This window comes from Mesorhizobium sp. M7A.F.Ca.MR.245.00.0.0 (assembly GCF_003997415.1).
Classification (GTDB): Bacteria; Pseudomonadota; Alphaproteobacteria; order Rhizobiales; family Rhizobiaceae; genus Mesorhizobium.
The window spans coordinates 451,415-470,780 of the sequence record NZ_RZTE01000001.1 but is presented as its reverse complement, the minus strand read 5'-3'; the positions used below and the strand labels follow the sequence as shown (position 1 = coordinate 470,780).

At 63.5% G+C, this 19,366-nt stretch carries 19 protein-coding genes; 8 read left to right on the top strand and 11 right to left on the bottom strand.

What is annotated here, in order from left to right:
* Window positions 1-119: 119 nt before the first annotated feature.
* Complete coding sequence (locus EOB80_RS02260) at window positions 120-977, top strand: LysR family transcriptional regulator (protein WP_127270220.1); 858 nt, start codon at window positions 120-122, stop codon at window positions 975-977.
* Between the two features lie 212 nt (window positions 978-1,189).
* A complete protein-coding gene (locus tag EOB80_RS02255) occupies window positions 1,190-2,146 on the top strand; it encodes a hybrid-cluster NAD(P)-dependent oxidoreductase (protein WP_206516787.1) in 957 nt (318 codons plus the stop codon).
* 105 nt (window positions 2,147-2,251) lie between these two features.
* Here the strand turns inward: EOB80_RS02255 and EOB80_RS02250 are convergent, their stop codons facing one another.
* Window positions 2,252-2,449 carry a hypothetical protein gene (locus tag EOB80_RS02250; protein ID WP_127270219.1) on the bottom strand — a complete coding sequence of 66 codons (198 nt, stop codon included), beginning with the start codon at window positions 2,447-2,449 and terminating at the stop codon, window positions 2,252-2,254.
* A 119-nt stretch (window positions 2,450-2,568) separates the two neighbouring features.
* The gene (locus EOB80_RS02245; protein ID WP_127270217.1) at window positions 2,569-2,802 is read right to left on the bottom strand and encodes a hypothetical protein; all 234 of its coding nucleotides are present in this window, start codon (window positions 2,800-2,802) and stop codon (window positions 2,569-2,571) included.
* A gap of 412 nt (window positions 2,803-3,214) precedes the next feature.
* Here EOB80_RS02245 and EOB80_RS02240 point away from each other — a divergent pair, with 412 nt between their 5' ends.
* From EOB80_RS02240 to EOB80_RS02225, 4 genes are read left to right on the top strand one after another with little or no spacing between them, the layout of a single operon-like run.
* Window positions 3,215-4,219 (top strand): substrate-binding domain-containing protein, encoded by a 1,005-nt coding sequence (locus tag EOB80_RS02240; protein ID WP_127326513.1) that lies wholly within the window; start codon window positions 3,215-3,217, stop codon window positions 4,217-4,219.
* Window positions 4,216-5,217, top strand: coding sequence for an ABC transporter permease (locus EOB80_RS02235; protein WP_127326512.1), 1,002 nt, complete (start codon window positions 4,216-4,218; stop codon window positions 5,215-5,217). The genes EOB80_RS02240 and EOB80_RS02235 overlap by 4 nt, the downstream gene beginning before the upstream one ends.
* Complete coding sequence (locus EOB80_RS02230) at window positions 5,214-5,978, top strand: ATP-binding cassette domain-containing protein (protein ID WP_127319370.1); 765 nt, start codon at window positions 5,214-5,216, stop codon at window positions 5,976-5,978. Before EOB80_RS02235 ends, EOB80_RS02230 begins: the two co-directional genes overlap by 4 nt.
* Window positions 5,979-6,017: 39 nt before the next feature.
* A complete protein-coding gene (locus EOB80_RS02225) occupies window positions 6,018-7,103 on the top strand; it encodes a Gfo/Idh/MocA family oxidoreductase (protein WP_127326511.1) in 1,086 nt (361 codons plus the stop codon).
* Window positions 7,104-7,118: 15 nt separating this feature from the next.
* Here EOB80_RS02225 and EOB80_RS02220 read toward each other — a convergent pair whose 3' ends face one another.
* Complete coding sequence (locus EOB80_RS02220) at window positions 7,119-7,394, bottom strand: hypothetical protein (protein ID WP_127269574.1); 276 nt, start codon at window positions 7,392-7,394, stop codon at window positions 7,119-7,121.
* Window positions 7,395-7,538: 144 nt separating this feature from the next.
* On the opposite strand from EOB80_RS02220, the gene EOB80_RS02215 reads away from it, so the two are divergent.
* Window positions 7,539-9,563 (top strand): amidase, encoded by a 2,025-nt coding sequence (locus EOB80_RS02215; RefSeq protein ID WP_127326510.1) that lies wholly within the window; start codon window positions 7,539-7,541, stop codon window positions 9,561-9,563.
* A 10-nt stretch (window positions 9,564-9,573) separates the two neighbouring features.
* Here the strand turns inward: EOB80_RS02215 and EOB80_RS02210 are convergent, their stop codons facing one another.
* The 8 genes from EOB80_RS02210 to EOB80_RS02175 form a co-directional block, all read right to left on the bottom strand.
* On the bottom strand, window positions 9,574-9,924 hold the full coding sequence (locus tag EOB80_RS02210) for a hypothetical protein (protein ID WP_245466226.1): 351 nt from the start codon (window positions 9,922-9,924) through the stop codon (window positions 9,574-9,576).
* Between the two features lie 188 nt (window positions 9,925-10,112).
* Window positions 10,113-10,760 (bottom strand): ThuA domain-containing protein, encoded by a 648-nt coding sequence (locus tag EOB80_RS02205; protein ID WP_127326508.1) that lies wholly within the window; start codon window positions 10,758-10,760, stop codon window positions 10,113-10,115.
* A 41-nt stretch (window positions 10,761-10,801) separates the two neighbouring features.
* A complete protein-coding gene (locus EOB80_RS02200; RefSeq protein ID WP_164762490.1) occupies window positions 10,802-11,824 on the bottom strand; it encodes an LLM class flavin-dependent oxidoreductase in 1,023 nt (340 codons plus the stop codon).
* A gap of 70 nt (window positions 11,825-11,894) precedes the next feature.
* Window positions 11,895-12,782 carry an ABC transporter permease gene (locus EOB80_RS02195; protein ID WP_127326506.1) on the bottom strand — a complete coding sequence of 296 codons (888 nt, stop codon included), beginning with the start codon at window positions 12,780-12,782 and terminating at the stop codon, window positions 11,895-11,897.
* Complete coding sequence (locus tag EOB80_RS02190; protein WP_127326505.1) at window positions 12,779-13,738, bottom strand: ABC transporter permease; 960 nt, start codon at window positions 13,736-13,738, stop codon at window positions 12,779-12,781. The genes EOB80_RS02195 and EOB80_RS02190 overlap by 4 nt, the downstream gene beginning before the upstream one ends.
* A 7-nt stretch (window positions 13,739-13,745) precedes the next feature.
* On the bottom strand, window positions 13,746-15,383 hold the full coding sequence (locus EOB80_RS02185) for an ABC transporter substrate-binding protein (RefSeq protein ID WP_127326504.1): 1,638 nt from the start codon (window positions 15,381-15,383) through the stop codon (window positions 13,746-13,748).
* Between the two features lie 34 nt (window positions 15,384-15,417).
* On the bottom strand, window positions 15,418-16,194 hold the full coding sequence (locus EOB80_RS02180) for a DUF427 domain-containing protein (protein WP_127320795.1): 777 nt from the start codon (window positions 16,192-16,194) through the stop codon (window positions 15,418-15,420).
* Window positions 16,195-16,215: 21 nt separating this feature from the next.
* Window positions 16,216-17,574, bottom strand: coding sequence for an LLM class flavin-dependent oxidoreductase (locus EOB80_RS02175; RefSeq protein WP_127326503.1), 1,359 nt, complete (start codon window positions 17,572-17,574; stop codon window positions 16,216-16,218).
* A gap of 190 nt (window positions 17,575-17,764) precedes the next feature.
* On the opposite strand from EOB80_RS02175, the gene EOB80_RS02170 reads away from it, so the two are divergent.
* Window positions 17,765-19,366, top strand: a 1,602-nt coding sequence (locus EOB80_RS02170; protein ID WP_245466225.1) for an ABC transporter ATP-binding protein, incomplete at its 3' end; no start/stop codon positions are given.

Genomic DNA, 19,366 nt, shown 5'->3' with positions numbered 1-19,366 from the left:
TCCGTATCTCGTCCCGGCGGCGCTGCCGGCCGTTGATCTGCTGCAGCTTCCGCCTTGAGTATTGTTTGATCAAGCTTATGATACGTGGAATATGATCGAATTTTTCGATTGGAGATTTCATGCAACTTGATCACATCGAGACCTTTCTCGACATCATCGAATCGAGAAACTTCAATCGCACTGCGGATCGGCTAGGATTGACCCAGTCGACGATCAGCACCCGCGTTAAGAACCTCGAGAGCGCAATCGGGTCCGAACTGTTCCAGCGCGGACGCGCCGGGGCGGAGCCGACCGCCGCAGGGCGCCGGTTCGAAGCTTATGCAAGATCCTTGCTGTCCACATGGTCGCAGGCTCGCCACGATGTCCGGGCGTTCAATCGTTTCGAAGGCACCTTGCGCGTCGCCGCGCAGGTCGGGATGACCCGCTCGGTTTTGCCGGGTTGGGTGGAGACGCTGTGTCAGGCTCTTCCCAAATCGTCGATCCATGTCGAGTCGGATTATTCAAACCAGATGGTCAGCGACCTAAGCATGGGAAATCTCGATATTGCAGTGCTTTACGCCCCGCGATACCTACCCGAAATCTCCTATGAGCATTTGATGGTTGAGGAATATGTGATGGTTTCCACGGTGGCCAGAACCCTCTCCGAGGTCGATCCCGAAACCTACATTCGTCCGGGCTATACGGTCCTGCTGGAGAAGGCCCATGCCGAGTTGCTCGGCGAGTTGGCGATCTGTCGCCTTTCCATGGGATCGGAAACCTTGGCGGAGATGATGCTACGGCGCACGGGCGGCACCTGCTATATGAGAAGTGACGATGCGCGCAGGTTCGCCCTCGAACGCCCATCGTTCATCGTCGAAGGCGCTCCGACGCTGCATCAGCCGGTCCACACGGCCATCCTGGCGCGCCGCAAACACGAACCGATCATCCGCAAGGGAATCCGCGCCCTTCACGTTGCCGTGATGTCACTGGATATGTAATCGAAATAATCGATCATAACTCGGGAGGGATGCTTCTGTTGCGAGGGGCCTGGAACTGGCATCTTGGGTTCGACTTCGAACCGAGATGAATGATGAACGCACACGTTTCCTTGGGGACCCCCGACTTCCTGCCGATGAGGCATCATCGGCAATGGGCACAAACCACATCGCAGCTTGTACTCTGCCGTCGTGTAATCGAGGAAACGCCCGATGTGAAAACTTTCGTTTTCACATCCCCGACGGATCGGATGTTCTGCTTCAGCGCGGGCCAGTATGTACTCGTGCACCTCAAGATCGAGGGTGCCGCGGTGACGCGCTCCTACTCTGTTTCGTCACCACCGACGCGACCGCTCGACCTGCAGATCACGGTGAAGCGAACACCGGGCGGCCTGGTTTCGAATTGGCTCCACGACAATTTGGGGGCGGGCGACGAGATCGCGATCGAAGGGCCGCTCGGCTCATTCAATCTCGATGACCTACCCTATGAAAAGCCGCTCTTCCTTTCGGGCGGCAGCGGGATAACGCCGGTGATGTCCATGCTGCGTGCGCTTACCGACCGCGCGGCCGACCAGGATATCTCATTCGTTCATAGTGCCAGAACGCCTGGTGATATAGTCTTTCGACGGGAATTGGACGCACTTGCCTCTCGCTTTCCCAACGTAAAAGTAACGTGCGTTTGTAGCCAGGAAGATCCCACCTGGAGGGGGCCGACTGGCAGAATAGACAGTCAGATGCTGCTGACCCTCGTTCCCGATCTCCACAACCGCACTATCTTTGTCTGTGGCCCTGAAGCGTACATGAAAGCCGCACGTGCCTGCCTGGATGCGATTGGCGTGGCTCCGTCGCGGTACCACCAGGAGAGCTTCGGCGGCGGCAGCAGCCCTCAGTTGGAACCGGCCCCGACAATACCATCTGCGGTCCGTTTCGTCCGCTCCGGGATCGTGCATAATTGCTTGCCCGGAGAGACGCTGCTGGAGGCGGCGCGCCAATGTGGCGTCTACGTCCCAACCGCCTGCCAGCAGGGAGTTTGCGGCACATGCCGAATCGCCAAGCTGTCCGGCGAAGTCGCCATGGAGGATCTCGGCGGGCTGGCTCCTGAAGAGAAGTCGGCCGGCTATGTCCTGGCATGCTGCAGCCACCCTCAGGGCTCGGTTTCGCTCGATCTTTAACCCCGGGTGCTTGATTCCGCATTGAAGCCGGCAGCAGTGTTGAACTGTCGGTGAAGGCGTTGCGGGCGTAGCGGACTGATGCGCATCGACCTCAGCCGATATTGCTCAGAAGTCGAGAGCAACCATCATGCCACGGACTTCGGCCATTTCCAGCAGCAGGTCCTGCAGTCTGTCGTCCAGCGCGGCACCGGTCAGCGCCAGAAGCTCGGTGATGCTCTCTCTCATCGATATGACGGCGGCGCCTGTCTTCTCGGCGAGCAGCCGTCCGATGGCAGCCCGGATCAGCTCGTCCTGATCAGACATGCTTCACCTCCCGACGCACTGCAACCTCCCCTTGCTTTCCATGCCTCACCACCGCTTTCGACAACAGGGCGTGATTTCCCATACGGTATGTTTTTTGATGCGATCCTGGGCGGCTTTGCTCACGCCAGCAGATCGTCTTTATCGACCTGCCAGTCGTTCAAAGCCGCCAATGAAGGCAGCGGCGAAAAATCGCCGGGTTGGACCGTTTCAACCGCTGCAAGCAGCTCCTGCGGCACTTCGTGCCGATAAAGCCCGGTGCATGCGCCCTCTTCGACCATTGCCGGCAACCCCGTGATCGCGTCGAAAATCGAAAATGTACCCGTTGGTTCTTCCAGGATCTCTAAACGCCTCACCCGAAACCTCCCTCTTGCGCAAAAGTAGCGACTAACGCCGCTATCCCCAAGTGGTTCCCCAGGCCGGCACATTTTTTCGCGCGTTGGTTGTAGCGCATGCCGGCAGGGCAGTCATGCCCCCAGGGTGCATAGCCAAAATCGCTACGCACCACTTTTAAATCTTGACGCGTGTCAATTTTTTATAAAACATGCGCAAATGCCGGATTGGCATCGGCCGGCGCTCTGGGAGGAGCAATGCCTGACATCGAAAAGTGCCCGACCTGGGCTGCAGTCCGCACATTCCAAAGCGGGCAGCAATCTGTTGGCGAACCATCGCGCCAGGCGCCGGGGTCGCTTGCGCGCCGTCTAACATTGCAGTCACCGGACAGCGACATTGATGCAGCCCATAAAACAATCAGGAGGAGGAAAAACCATGCGTATGTTCAATTGCCTGAAGCTTGGCACGAACCTGCTTGGCGCAGGCATGCTTGCAGCCATCGTCGCAGCGCCCGCCCATGCCGAGGATACGGCGAAAGTCGCGGCCATCGTCAAAGGCCTCGACAATCCGTTCTTCCAGACCATGCAGAAGGGCATCGAGGAACAGGCCAAGGCAAACGGCGTGAGTGTCAGCGTCCAGGCCGCCGCCAATATGGGTGACGCCACCGGCCAGGCCGACCGCCTGACCGCCATGGCCATGCAGGATTTCGATTGCTACCTGGTCAACCCGATCAGCGTCTCCAATCTCGTCCAGGCGCTGGTGCCGGTCGCCCAGAAGAAGAAGCCGATCGTCAACATCGACTCGACCATAGACCCCGAACAGGCCAAGGCCGCCGGCTTTGTCGTCTCGACCTATATCGGCACCGACAATGTCGCCGCCGGCGCGCTGGCCGGCGAAGAGATGCTGAAGCTGGTGCCGAAGGGCTCCAAGGTCGCGCTGGTCGCCGGCATCGTCGGGGATGTCGGCTCCAACGCCCGCATCAAGGGCTTCAAGCAGGCGGTGGAAGGTAAACTCGACATCGTGGTGATGGTCACCGCCGACTGGGATCGCGAAAAGGCGCTGACCGCCGCTACCGATATCCTCGCTGCCCATCCGGACCTCGCCGGCTTCTTCGCCGCCAACGACATCATGGCGCTCGGCGTCGAGCGCGCCGTGCGGACCTCGGGCAAGGACGTCAAGGTGATCGGCCTCGACGGCATCGTCGACGCGCTCAAGTCGATTGCGGCAGGCGAACTCACCGCCACCGTCGCCCAATATCCCTATGTCGTCGGTGCCATGGGCCTCGAGGCCTGTGCAGTGGCAGCCATGGGCAAGGAACTGCCGGCCAACGTGCCGGCGCCGGTACTGTTGATCAACAAGGACAATGCCGAAGCCTCGCTGAAGAACTTCCCGCGTCCCGGCGGCGACTATCCCGATCCCTTCCGCGAGATGCTGAAGTGAGCACACCAGCAGACAACGCACCCGCCGCCCATTCGGCGGGGGCGGAGGAGAGCCGTCCCTCCCTGGCGGCTCTCCTCCTCGATCCCTCCTTCTGGGCCGACTGGGCATCCGTCGTCGGCCTGGTCGGCCTCGTCATCGTCTTCGGCATCGCCCAACCGGTCTTTCTCAGCGTCGCCAATCTGCAGGCGCTGTTGCTGGCGGCTGCGATCCTGGTGGTGCTGTCGATCGGCCAGACCTTCGTCATCGCCACCTCGGGCATCGACCTGTCGCTGGCGGCAGCGGTCATGCTCGGCGCCATCATCCTCGGCCTCGTCAACGCCGCCGGCTACGGCATCTTCATCGCCTGCGTGCTCGCGGTTCTCGCCACCAGCGCCGTCGGCTTTCTTAACGGGCTGATCATCACGGCAGGCAAGATCCCCGACTTCGTGGTGACGCTCGGCACGCTGTCGGGCATCACCGGCCTTGGCCTCATCCTGTCGGGCGGCGAACCGACCATGGTCGGCTCGACCTTCCTGCTCAGGCTCGCTTCCGGCTCGCTCGGACCGTTCGGTTATCCGGTCTGGGTAGCGATCGCAGCCGTCATCGTCGCGCATATCGCACTCTACCACACACGCTTCGGCGTGCATCTGCTGGCGACCGGCGGCCAGACCGAAAGTGCCGGCGCGCTCGGCATCCGCACCAACCGGGTCAAGATTGCCGCCTATACAGTCTCGGGCTTCTGCGCCGGCATCGCGGCCATTCTTCTGGTCGCCCGCATCGGCTCGGCCGAACCGCAGATCAACACCAGCCTGCTCTTGAATTCGGTGGCGGCGGTGGTGCTGGGCGGCGTCAGCCTGTTCGGCGGCCGCGCCAGCATTCTGGGACCGGCGATCGGCGCGCTGATGCTCACAGCACTCGTCAACGGCCTGACCTTGCTCAACGTCTCGGCTTTCTACCAACCGCTTGCCGTGGGCGCCATCGTGGTGCTGGCGGCCCTGATCATGCGGTATCAGAAATGAGCGCGCCCCATCACATCCCCGCCGCTGAGGCGATCATCGCCTGCGAAGGGCTGAGCAAGCATTTCGGCGGCATCCGCGCCTTCACCGACGTCGCCTTCCAGGCCCGCCGCGGCGAGGTGACCGCCGTCATCGGCGACAATGGCGCCGGCAAGTCGACGCTGATCCGCAGCCTGGTCGGCGTGCATCAGCCGGACACCGGCAATTTGTTCTTCGACGGACGGGCGCGGCCCTTCGCCAACCCCGACGAGGCACGCAAGGCCGGCATCGAGACCGTGCACCAGAACCTGGCGCTGATCGACGAATTGACGGTCGCGCAGAACCTGTTCCTCAACCGCGAGATCGTGCGCCGCATCGGGCCGTTCGCTTTCCTCGATCGCAAGGCGATGAAGCGCGAGGCCCGTTCCATGCTGTCGCGGCTGTCGATCAACGTGCCGTCGATCAGCCAGCGTGTGCGGCGCTTGTCGGGCGGCCAGCGGCAGGCGATCTCGATCTGCCGCGCTGTCGGCTCCGGCGCCAAGCTGGTGGTGATGGACGAACCGACGGCAGCACTCGGCGTGCAGGAGACCGCCAATGTCGAGGCTCTGATCCGGCGTCTGCGCGAGCAGTCGGTCTCAGTCATCCTGGTCAGCCACAATTTCGATCAGGTCCGCCGCCTGTCCGACCAGATCTGGGTGATGCGGGCGGGAAAGATGGCGGCGACCGTGCGCGCTTCCGAGACGTCCGGAAACGAGCTCGTCGCGCTGGTAACCGGCGCGGCATAGTCCTGCAGCATCAGACTTGAAATCAAAGGGAGTTCGCCTGTGGCACCAATTCGTGTCGGACTGATAGGTCTTGGGGAGGTCGCGCAGTCGATCCATCTGCCTGTGCTGGGCGATCAGCGCGACCGCTGGGTGATCGCGGGCGTGTACGACGTGTCGCCCAGCCTGGTGTCACTCGTCACCTCCGAATTTGCGACGGCAAAGGCCTTCGACACGGCCGAGGCGCTGATTAGTTCGCCCGACATCGACGCGGTGTTCGTGCTGTCGTCCGACGACACCCACAGCCGCTTCGTGCGGGCGGCGATTGCTGCCAACAAGCATATCCTGCTGGAAAAGCCCGCCTGCCTGACGGTGCGCGAAATCGACGATCTGCTGGCGCTGATGCCGGGCTACGACAAGACCCTGTTCGTCGGCTATATGCGCCGCTACGCGCCGGCCTATCTGGCGGCCAAGGACGAACTGCCGGCATACGCCGACATCACCCATGTCCGAATCTTCGACCTGATCTCGGAAGGCCGGCACTTTCTCAAGAAGAGCCAGAACGTCCTCTATCCCAACGACATAGACCCTACCCTGCTGGCGCGTGGCGCAAGCGAACGCGACGCGCTGATCCGCGAGGTGGTCGGCGCCGACGCGCCGGCCGATCTGGTGCGCGCCTATCGCGGGCTGACGGCACTTTCCTCGCATCACATTTCGGCGATGCGCGGGCTGATCGGCGAGCCGGCGCGCGTGCTGGCCGCGCACCGCACCAATGGCGGCGCCAACACATCAGTCACCTTCGACTACGGCCATTTCGCTTGTCTCTACGACGCGGTGGTCGACGATCTCGGCCTGTTCGACGCCATGATCGAGGTGCGCTCGAACACCAGGCGTGTGCGCATTCTCTACGACACGCCCTACATCCGAAGCCTGCCGACGCGGCTGGAGGTCACCGATGCCGGCCCGCTCGGCCCGGTGACGAAAACCTTCGGGCCTCTCTACGGCGATGCTTTCTCGAATGAACTCGAGATTTTCCACCGCCACATCACCGAAGGCACAAAGCCTCTGACCGACCTCGCCGATTCACGCCGCGACCTCGCGCTGATGGCCGAGATCATCGAGCGGATGAAAGAAAGTGGCGGGCGCTGAGGCGCCGCCTGCCGCCTACTTCCCACAGTGATGGTCGTTGATCTTGTTCACCGCATTCGCGTCGGGTCCGACGCGATGATAGGAGCACGCGCCGGCGGCCGTCGTCACCAACTGCTGATCGTAGTAGCGCGGGCCGCCGAACAGGATGTCGATGAGATCGCCTTCGGCGGGAACGTAGCGTTCGGATTGGACCCGGCGGTCGTGGTGCCGGTCGCCAGCGAAAGCCGGGGCGCAAGCGCTTGAGCCCATGGCGACAGCGAGAGCTAGGATCGCAACGCATTTGGTGGTCATGCCAATACCCTCCTGGCCATTCCGGAATCACACCATACATCCAAAACCACCAGCCGGACAAAAGTTCCGGAGAAGACCGCGATAGGCTCTTGCCGAAGCCAGCTGCCTCGCTCATCCATGCTGCGTGGAAATGTGGAACCTGTGATGACCGATGCCAGCCTTCATCTCGTCGAAGCGACGATCGACCAACTGCGCCGCGCGCTTGATGACGGCACCGTCACCAGCGTCGAACTGGTCGGGGCTTATCTCAGGCGCATCGGGCATTTCGACCGCCACGGCATCAGCCTCAATGCCGTCCCAGTGCTCAATCCTGATATGTTCGAGGAGGCGGCAGCCTCCGACCGGCGCCGCCGCAACGGCGCCGTGCTCGGACCGCTCGACGGCATCCCCTACACCGCCAAGGACAGCTACAAGGTGTCAGGCCTGACGGTGGCCGCCGGTTCGCCCGCCTTCGAGCATCTCATCGCCAATGAGGACGCCTTCACCATCGCCCGGCTGCGCGCCGGCGGCGCCGTGCTGATCGGGCTGACCAACATGCCGCCAATGGCCAATGGCGGCATGCAGCGCGGCGTCTACGGTCGCGCCGAGAGCCCCTACAATGGCGACTATCTGACCGCCGCCTTCGCGTCGGGCTCGTCCAATGGCTCCGGCACGGCGACGGCGGCCAGCTTCTGCGCCTTCGGGCTTGGCGAAGAAACCTGGTCGTCCGGCCGCGCGCCGGCCACCAACAATGCACTGGTCGCCTACACCCCGTCGCGCGGCGTCATTTCGGTGCGCGGCAACTGGCCCCTGGTGCCGACCATGGATGTCGTGGTGCCGCACGCGCGGACAATGCCCGACATGCTCGAACTGCTCGACGTGATCGTCGCCGACGATCCCGAGACGCGAGGCGATTTCTGGCGCGCGCAGCCCTGGGTCGAGCTGCCGAAAAGCTCCGCTGTGCGGCCGCCCCGCTATACCGATCTCGCACTGGCGGGGTCGTTGAAAGGCAAGCGGCTCGGCGTGCCCAGAATGTATATCGGCCGCGACAGCGAGGCCGATGCGCCGATCGAAACCCGCGCCTCGGTGCTTGCCCTGTGGCAACAGGCAGCGGCCTATCTCGCGCGGCTTGGCGCCGAGGTGGTCGAGGTCGATTTTCCCGTCGTTTCCAACTATGAGCGCGACCGCCCGGGTGCTCGCACCATGGTCGAGCGCGGGCTGATGCCCCAGGAGTTCGCCGAGCGCGAACTCTGGGATCTCTGCATCTGGGGCTGGGACGACTTTTTGCACGCCAATGCCGACCCGTCTTTGCCCGATCTCGTCTCGGTCGACGGCCCAAAGATCTTCCCGCAGCCGCCGGGCACGCTGCCCGACCGCTATGAGGGCGGCTTCGACCTGAGGGAATATGTCGAGCGGGCGCGGTCCGGCGTCACGCCCGTCACGGAAATCCCGACGATTGAAGAAGGCCTGAAGGGGCTCGAAGCGACAAGGCGGATCGATTTCGAGGACTGGCTGGACGCCCATGGCATCGACGCCGTGGTGCTGCCCGCGACCGCCGATGTCGGACCGGCCGATGCAGACATCGACGAGGCGTCCGCCGCCCTTGCCTGGCGCAATGGCACCTGGGTCGCCAACGGCAATCTGGTCTGGCGCCATTTCGGCATCCCCACCGTCACCGTGCCGATGGGAACCATGGCCGATATCGGCATGCCGGTCGGCCTGACTTTCGCCGGCAAGGCCTATGATGATGTCAGGTTGTTGCGCATGGCCGGCGATTTCGAACAGTCGACCCGGCGCCGCACCCTGCCCCCACGCACGCCGGAACTGACTGAAGATGTATTTTCCCGCCGGCCCACGCAAACCGGTAACGGCAAGGCACCTCCGCTCGTCATCGCGCTTGCCGCCGAGACGCGCACGACCGGCGATCAGGACGAGATCACCATCACGCTCGACCTGCCGATCGACGCCGAGGCGGAAAACGCCAGCGTCAAGGTGCATGTCAACGGCGAGCCTGTCGCCATGCAGCGAAGCGGAGCGCGCTCCTGTGGACAGGCATTGGTTCCGGCCGCAGAGCACCAGCGCTTCCACAGCGTCTGGCGTGGCTCGTATGGCTCGATCGTGACGGCTATTGTGCGGCTGGAGGATGGGCGCAGCGCCGGCGCCTATCTGGTAACCGGAGGGATTGGATGAACGCCAGCCGCTAGGAAGGCAGCGAAGTCAGCCATTCTTCCCAAAATTCCTGCTGCATATGGACGAAAACCGGAACCACGTCGACGCCATCATCAAATATGTCGACCAGATCGCTCTCTTGCGGAAATTGCCCCGTCTTCACCTTGCAGGCTATCAATCCGCGACTTTTCTCCATCACGGTATTTTCCGGATAAACATTGGCGCTTGCTCCGTAACAGAAGGGTAGCAGGCCATCGACTTCGAGTGCCTGACGGATTTGGAACAGAGCCTCGAAAAAGTCTTCCTCTTCTGCCTCGATCACCTTGTCCCGATAACTGCATTTCAGATTGCAGGCAGCGCCGTTCACGTGCAGCGTGAACACGGCTTGCTCGTCTCCGCCCGTACCCCCTCCGACCAAGAATACTGTCCGCTGATGATCCATTCCACCCCCCTTTGCTGTTCACCGGATGGTAGTTCGACAGCGGCCGACTTTCTAGCCATTGCAGGAATTCAGACCTCGCTGCCTCCGCGGTTCGCCGCTCGCCTTTCGCAATTGGTGACTGACAGAGGCTACCCCCGCGCCGCCCAAAGCAAACCCCGCTCCACCATCAGCGCCATTTCCGGCACCGCGAACTCATCCGCAGTGTGACCAAGGGAACTGTAGAAAACCTTCCCCGCCCCATAGCGCCGTTTCCAGACGACCGGCATGACGACGCCGCCTATCCCAGGAAAATGCGCGTCGGTGAAGGTGGTGGTCGCCAGCACTTCGTTGCTCGGGTCGACATGCATGTAATACTGCTCCGACCGGTAGGCGAAATCGCTGATGCCCGATGTGATCGGCTCGTCCGGCCTGGTGATCGCGACAGTATAGTCGATGATATTGCCGGGGTGCGCCACCCATTGGCCGCCGGTCATGAACTGATAGTCGGGCTCGTTGCGGAAACTGTCGCCCATAGTGCCGTGGAAACCGCCGAGCCCGCTTCCCCCGCGAACCGCAAGCGTCAGGTTCTGCAGCTCGGCCTTTTCGATCGTCGACATCGTGATGACGGGCACGATGAGATCGAAGGAAGCAAGCTCCGGATCGGCGAACATCGCCGTGCCCTCACCCAGCGTGACGTCGAAGCCGTTTCGCTCAAGCAAGGTGCGAACGACCTTCGCGCTCTGCTCCGGCGTATGGCCCTCCCAGCCGCCCCAGGCGATCAAGGCCTTCTTTGGCATTGTGTACCTCCCTGGAAAACTCGGCCCTGATCGATCCGGCGTCAGCGCCAGCCCAGCGCTGGAGCGACATGGGTCAGGATCGCCTCGATGACATGCGCATTGTAGTCGACGCCGAGCTGGTTCGGAACGGTGAGCAGCAGCGTGTCGGCCTCGGCGATCGCCTCGTCCTGCGCCAATTCCTTAATCAGCACATCCGGCTCGGCCGCGTAGCTGCGCCCGAAGATCGCTTTGGTGTTCTCCTCGATATAGCCGATCTGGTCGCGGCTCTCATTGCCGCGACCGAAATAGGCGCGGTCGCGATCGTCGACCAGCGCGAAGATGCTGCGGCTGACCGAGACGCGCGGCTCGCGGCTGTGGCCGGCCGCTTTCCAGGCCTCGCGATAGATCCGAATCTGCTCGGCCTGCTGGATGTGGAACGGCTTGCCGCTCTCGTCGAATTTGAGCGTCGAACTCTGCAGGTTCATGCCGAGCTTGGCCGCCCATTCCGACGTGGCGTTGGTGGCCGCACCCCACCAGATCCGCTCGCGCAAACCCTCCGAATGCGGCTCGAGGCGTAAGAGGCCGGGCGGATTGGGGAACATCGGCCGCGGATTGGGTTGGGCGAACCCCTCGCCCCGCAGCGTCTCGAGGAAGACCTCGGCGTGATGCCGCGCCATGTCGGCGTCGCTTTTGCCTTCCGGCGGCGCGTAGCCGAAATGGCGCCAGCCATCGATCACCTGTTCGGGCGAGCCACGGCTGATGCCGAGCTGCAGGCGGCCGCCGGCGATGATGTCGGCAGCACCGGCGTCCTCGGCCATGTAGAGCGGGTTCTCGTAGCGCATGTCGATGACGGCGGTGCCGATCTCGATGCGGCTGGTCTTGGCGCCGACGGCTGCCAGCAACGGGAACGGCGACGCGAGCTGGCGGGCGAAATGATGCACGCGGAAATAGGCGCCATCCGCCCCCAGTTGCTCGGCGGCGATCGCCAGCTCGATGGATTGCAAAAGCGCGTCCGATGCCGAGCGCACTTGCGATTGCGACGAGGGCGTCCAGTGCCCGAATGACAGGAAACCGATTTTCTTCATAGCCATGCGATATAAGGATGCGCGTCAGGCTTCAATGCAAAAGAGATTTTTCGACGCGCCCAATCCAGGCTCATGCATCGCTATTTTCAAACGCGCCGATGCCTTGCGCGATCAGGTTGGTCGCCATGACCAGTGAGACGATTGCAGCGGAATTGAAGACGACGACCCACCATTTGCCCCCGGTCAGGAAGCCGTAGCCGTCGGCGACGGCCAGTCCCCAGTCGGCCGATGGCGGCTGGATGCCGAGGCCGAGAAAGCTCAGCGTCGCGATCGAAAAGAACGCGTAGCCCAGCCTTGTGACCAGCTCGATCAAGATCGTTTCCCTGATGTTGGGCAGTATCTCCAGAAACATGATGGCGAGCGGGCCCTCGCCGCCAAGCCGCGCAGCGCTGACATAGTCGCGCTCCTTCTGCTCGCGCACGGCGGCGCGGACGGTGCGCGCCACCAGCGGCGCGTAGGCGATGCCGATCACCAGGATGACCGTTAGATTGGACGGGCCGATGGCCACCAGCGTCATGGTGACGAGAACGATGAACGGAAACGCCATCAGCGTATCGAGCAGCCGCGCGCCGATGGCATCGACCAGGCCGTCGAAATAGCCGAGCACCAACCCGATGATGCTGCCGGCGGCGACACCGGCCAGCGTCGCCAGCGGCGCAACCAGCAGGATGTCGCGCGACCCGACGACAATGCGCGACAGCACGTCGCGGCCGAGCTGATCGGTCCCGAACCAGTGCAGCGCGTCGGGCGGCGTCAGCATCGCCAGGAAATCCTCGGCATAGGGATCGTAGGGAACGAAGAGGTTGCCTGCTATGGCGCACACGACCCAGAACAGAAGCAGCAGCGATCCGACCACGACCGACGGCGGCAATCCGGCGAAAGCACTGCGGATCCGGCGCACTGCCGGAAAGCCGGCCACGGAGCGCGGTGGTGCGGGAAACTCCGCCAGATCTGTCATGGCGAGGTCCGGCGGCGTTGCCGCGGATCGAGCAGCGCCAGTACGAGGTCGCCGGCCGCCGCCGACAGCACGAAGATTGCCGCCATCACCAGCACGCCGGCCTCGAGCATCGGGAAATCGCGTGCCTTGGCCGCATTCAGAACCAGATTGCCAAGCCCCTGGATGCCGAACAGCGCCTCGATCACCACCAGCCCGCCAAGCATGTAGCCGGTCTGCGTCGCCAGCACCGCGATGGTCGGCGTCAGCGCGTTGCGCAGCACGTGCCGAAAGATGATCTCGCGCCGCTTGAGCCCTTTCAGGACGGCGGTGCGCGTATAATCGGCGGCCATTGCCTCGATCACTCCTGCCCGCGTCATCCGGGCGATGTAGCCGGCAAGGTTCAGCACCAGCGGCAGCGCCGGCAGGATCAGATAATAGCCATGCGTCCAGAAGCCCGCGCCATCGGGCGCAACACCGGAGATCGGGAACCAGTTCAGCCACAGGCCGAAAACGATGAGCAGCATCAGGCCAGAAACGAAATCAGGCACAATGCCGAAGGAGACGCCTGCCATCACGATCAGCCGGTCGATCAAGCGGCCCGCATTGAGACCGGCAACGACGCCGGCACCAACGCCCAGCGGAATGAGAAAAATCAGAATAATGCCGGCAAGGGCGGCGGAGCGCTTGAGGCTTTCCAGCACGAAGGGCGCCACCGGCCCGCGCATCGACAGCGAGGTGCCGAAGTCACCGGTGACGGCCTTGCTGAACCAGAGCCAGTACTGGACGAGAACCGGCTGATCGGCGCCCAGCCGCTTGTTCAGTTCCGCCACCGCCTGCGCATCGGCAAAAGGCCCGAGCATCACACGGCCGACATCGCCGGGCAGGACCTGCCCGGCGAAGAACACCAGGATGCTGACCAGCCACAGCGTGAGGACAAGTGTGCCCAGACGCGCTGACAGAATGCGACCGGTCAGCATGTCGCGATCATGCCTGGACGAAGGAAACGCGGTCGAGCAGCAGATGCGAGATCGCGGTGAAGCGCACGCCCTCGACCTTCGAGCTGACGATCCGGCTGTATTGCGAGAAGTAGCTGACGATCGCCGGCGTCTCGTCGAGCAGCAAGGTCTGGATCTTGCCGGCAACGAGGCGCTGTGCCTGCAGATCACGCGCCTTAGAGTAGTCGAGCAGCAGCGCATCATAGGCCGGGTTGTTGAAATGCGCCGCGTTCCAGGCTCCCGAACTCTTCAGCGTGGCGTTGAGGAAGATGTCGGGCGTGCCGCGATGGCCGTAGTCGGTGATGCCGAGCACCGAATCCAGCCAGGGCGAGCTACCGAAGGTCGCCGAGCCGTAATAGGCGTCCTGCGGCAGGACGTTGAGCTTGACGTCGATGCCGGCCTTCCTGGCGAAGTTCTGGATGATCACCGCATAGTCGGGAATGTCATAGGCGCGCTCGGTGGTCAGCGTCACCTCGAAGCCGTTCGGCACACCCGCCTCGCCGAGCAGCCGCTTGGCTTCCGCAATGTCCTGCTTGCGCTGCGGCACCGACGGATCGGCCGATGGGAAGATCGGCGCGAACGGGGTGTCGTTGCCGACGATGGCGCGGCCCTTCAGCAGGCCCTTGACCACCGCCTCGCGGTCGATGGTGAGCGCCAGCGCGCGGCGGATGCGCTTGTCGGTGAACGGCGCCTGGTCGGTTCTGAGATGCACCTGATCATGCGAGCTTGCCTGCACGCTCAGCAGCTTGAAATTGGGATTGCCCTCGATCGCCAGCTCCAGGCGCGTCGTGCTCGGGATGACGTCGAGCTGGCCGGCCTGCAGCGCCAGCACCTGCGCCTGCTCGTCGTCGAAGAACTTGATCTCGACCCGGTCGGGCAGCGCCTTGTCGCCCCAGTAGTCCTCATTGCGCACGAAGCTTGCGCCTTGCTTGGGACGGAAGGATTCCAGCTTGAACGGGCCGGTGCCATTGAACGTCTTCTCGAAATCGCCGGCATAGTCGGCCGGCAGGATGACGGCGTTGTAGACGTCTGAGGAGACATAGAAAGGGAAGTTGCTGTTTGGGCCGTCGAGATCGAAGGCGACGGTTTCGTCGTCGACCAGCTTGGCGCCGCCCTTGGACAGGATGCCCTTGTAGGCCGACAGCGCCGACGAGCCGCTGGCCGGATCGACCAGCCGCTCGAAGCTCGCCACAACATCGCTAGCGGTGACCGCGCGGCCATTGTGGAATTTCACCCCTGGCCGCAATTTGAAGGTCCAGCGACTGGCCGTCTCGTTTGCTTCCCAGGACAGAGCCAGCTTCGGCTGCAGACCATCCTTCGGATCGTCGAGGATCAGATACTCGCCGACCTGGCTGATCACCCCGATGCTGGCCGGATCGGTGACCGAAACCGGATCGATCGCCTTGGTCGGCTGGCCGAGCCCGACACGCACCGTGCCGCCGCCGGCTCCCGCTGCGCGCGCACCCCCAAGCCCTTGCGCGGCGGCAAAGCCCGTCAGGCCGAGCAGTGCTGCATATTTCAGGAGATCGCGGCGCTTGAGAAAGCCGCCCTGATATTCATCGACGGCGACATTCCAGATGTCCCCCGACAGGTTGCGAACTGCGTCGATATCTCTGCGTTTGGTCATGTCAAACCCCTGCTTTGAAATGAAGATTGAAAACCTATGCGACGGGTTCGCCGTCGAGATGGATGCGGTCGACGGCCTGCGGATAGAACGCGATGAGGCCCTTGATCTTGGGCATTTCCTCTATGGGATCCCGGTAGCTCCAGGCGATGTCAGGGCGCACCGAGCCGTCGCTCAGCAGGCCGGACCAATAGGAGGCAATGCCCTTGTAAGGACATCGCGTCGTTGTAACGGACGCCGTCAGCCGCTCCAGCCGGATGTCTTCCGCGGGCAGATAAAAACGCGTTGGCAGATGCGTCTCGAACAGCAGAACCGGGCGGTGGCTGTCGGCGATCGGCTCGCCGTCGAACCAGACCTGCACATGGCTGGAGCTCTGCAGCACATCGATGCGTGCGTAGGGATCGCGGGCGTGGACGAAGACTTCCTCTTCCTCCTCGAACCATTGGTCGACGGCTTTCCAGGTGAAGGCGATGCGGCCGGCCAGAGGCGCCAGGTTTTCATCCGGTGGCGACACGAACGCCCAAGCCGCGTTGGCGCTGCGCCTGTCACCGCTGTCGATATCCCAATAGGCGGTTTCGCCACCGACCGGGTGCGGTTCGCGATGCAGTGAGGGTCTCAGCACCGACGGGTCGACCGCTGACGGCGGGAAGAAATAGATCGGCAGGAAATGGTTGGAGCGCAGCACGAGCACGTTGCGGCTGTCGGCGATGGTGCGGCCGCCGAACTTGACGCGCACGCGCTTGGGGCTGTGCAGGACATTGACGAGCTGCGGCGCGGTGGCTTCGCGGGGCTGCAATCTTGGTGCAACGGTCATGATCGTTCTCCCGGCCTGACGTCAGGACACCGCGCGCGCATTGTCGCGTTGTTCGGCGAAGCGATTGGCTGGTCGCGCCAGGCCGAAGCGGTCGCGCAGCGTTCCCGGCGCGTATTCGGTCGGGAACACGCCGCGCCGCTGCAGCTCCGGAACCACCTGTTCGGCGAAATTCACCCAGTCCTCGGGCAGCAGCGGGAACATCAGGTTGAAGCCGTCGGCGGCACCGGAAACGAACCAGTCCTGCAACTGGTCGGCGATCTGTACCGGCGTGCCGGCGACGGTCGGCACCGAACCGCTGTTGGCGAGTTTGCGGGCGATCTCGCGCAGGCTGAGATTCTGCTTCGCCCATTGCTTGACCCGGTTGAGCGACGTGCGTCCGCCGTTGAACGTGCTCTCGTCCGGCAGCGGCGGCAATGGCCCGTCCGGCGGGAACAGCGACAGGTCCAACCCGCTCCAGCTGGACAGAAGGTCGATGCCGACCTGATCCGGCAGCAAGGTCTGCAGGTATTCCTGCTTTTCCCGGCCTTCTGCTTCGGAGGCGGCGACAACAGGCAGGATGCCGGGCAGGATCTTGAAGCTCTCCGGCCGCCTGCCGTGGCGGGCCAGCCGCTCGTTGATATCCTGACGGTATTTGATGCCATCTTCCTTGGTGCTGTAGATGGCGAAGTGCGCATCGGCCTGGGCGGTGGCGAAGTTCTTGCCGTCCTCCGAGGAGCCCGCCTGGACGATCAGCGGATGGCCCTGCGGCGGCCGCGAGACGTTGAGCGGGCCGCGGACCTTGAAGTGCTTGCCCTTGTGATCGATGGGATGGACCTTGTCGGGGTCGGCGAAATAGCCCGACGCCTTGTCGATCAGCAGCGCCTCGTCTTCCCAGCTGTCCCACAGCGCTTTGACGATATCGAGGAATTCGGCCGCACGCTCGTAGCGGAACGCATGTTCGATATTGCCGTCGCGGCCGAAATTGCGCGCCTCCTCGTCCATCGCCGAGGTGACGACGTTCCACGACGCCCTGCCCTTGCTGATGTGGTCGAGCGAGGCGAACATGCGCGCCACATTGTAGGGCTCGCTGTAGGAACTCGATGCCGTGGTGATCAGGCCGATATCTTTGGTCACGCCCGCCAGCGCCGAGAGCAGCGTCAGCGGTTCGAGGCGGGCATTGGCGTAGTGGGCGACGCCGCTCTTGACCGAATCCCAAATCGAAACGTGGTCGGCGACGAAGATGGTGTCGATCCTGGCGCGCTCGGCCGCCTGCACGAGATCGCGGTAGAATTCGAAGTCCAGCACCTCCCGCCTCGGCGCCCTCGGATGGCGCCACGACATCCGGTGATCGCCCTGCGGGTTGAAGAAGAATGCGCTGAGGATCATGTGGTCTCGAGCCATGACGGCCTCCTTCCAGATCTGCTCCGGAGACCGTCGCGCTGCCTCGGCAGACGGCGACAATCTCTCCTGAGGCATGAAAGGTAGATTGCGCTTCGGCTTAATCCGAGTAATTTTATAGAGATAATGCACTCCGAAAGCGGAAGCGATTGCCCTCGATGGCAGCGCTCGAAGAAAGTGGTTTCAAGTCTCCATGTCCTCCTCGGTTCTGAACGTAGACCAGCTGTCCGTCGCCTATGACGGGCGCAAGGGATCGCATCCCGCCGTCAGCGGCGTGTCGCTGCACATCCGCGAAGGCGAAGCGCTCGGCCTGGTCGGCGAGTCAGGATCGGGCAAAAGCTCTGTGGCGCTCGCCATCCTGCGTTATCTGCCGAAGAACGCCCGTATCGCGGCCTCAGCGCTTGAATTCCAGGGCCGCGAAATCCGCGACCTTTCCGCCGAGCAACTGCGCCGGCTCAGGGGAAATCATATCGCGGCGGTCTACCAGCACCCGGGCGCGGCCCTCAATCCAAGCATGACGATCGGCCGCCAGATCACCGAGACGATCATGCGGCACCGCCCGGTTCGCCTCGACGAGGCGCGCGAGCGTGCGGCCGAACTGCTCGGCCGGGTCCGCGTCAGCCATCCGGAGCGTGTGCTGGATCTCTATCCGCACGAACTCTCCGGCGGCATGCAGCAGCGCGCCAACATCGCCATCGCGATTGCGCTCGACCCGTCGCTGCTGGTGCTGGATGAGCCGACGACGGCGCTCGACGCCAGCGTCCAGTCCGAGATCATCGCCATCCTCTCCGACCTGCGCAAGGATCACAAAACCAGCATCCTGCTGATCAGCCACGACATCAACATGATCCGCCGCTCCTGCGACCGGGTGGCGGTGATGCAGGCGGGAACCGTGGTCGAAAGCGGCGTTGCGGGCGATGTCTTCGACAACCCCACTCACGCCTACACCAAGGCGCTCATCGCCTCGATCCCGGCGCTCAACTACACCAAGCGGGACGGAAGACTGGCGGAGACGGACGGCGTGCCAGCGCACCCCACAGCCCAGGGCGAAGACGCCGGCCTGCCAAAAGAACGCCGGATCGCGATCGCCTGCACAGGCATCAGCCATGTCTTCGGCAGCCAGCCAGTGCTGCACGGCATCGATCTCGACATCGGCCAGGGCGAAACCTTCGGGCTGATCGGCGAGTCCGGTTCGGGCAAGTCGACCCTGGCACGCATCGTCACCGGCCTGCAGACGCCCAGCGCCGGATCGGTCGAGCTGTTCGGCAGGACGGTCGCGCCGCGCGTCGAGAAGAGAAACCTTGCCGAACGCCGCGACGTGCAGATGGTCTTCCAGTCGCCGGATCGCACGCTCAACCCGCGCCAGCGGATAGGCCGCATCCTCGGCCGTCCGCTGCGGCGGCTCGCCGGCCTGCGCCGCAGCGAGGTGAGAGCCCGCGTCAGCGACCTGCTGGCCTCGGTCCGCCTCGCCGGTGTCACGGCCGAGCAGAAATCGCGCTCGCTGTCCGGCGGCCAGCGGCAGCGGGCGGCGATCGCGCGCGCCTTCGCCGGCGTGCCGAAGGTCGTCGTGCTCGATGAACCGACCTCCGCGCTCGACGTCTCCGTCCAGGCGACCGTTCTCAACCTGCTCAACGACCTGCAGCACGACAAGGACACGACCTATCTGTTCATCAGCCACGACCTCAGGGTGGTGCGCTACATGGCCGACAGGATCGGCGTGCTCTATCGCGGACGCCTGGTCGAAACCGGCACATCCGACCAGATCTTTCGCGGCCCCAACCACCCCTATACGGCA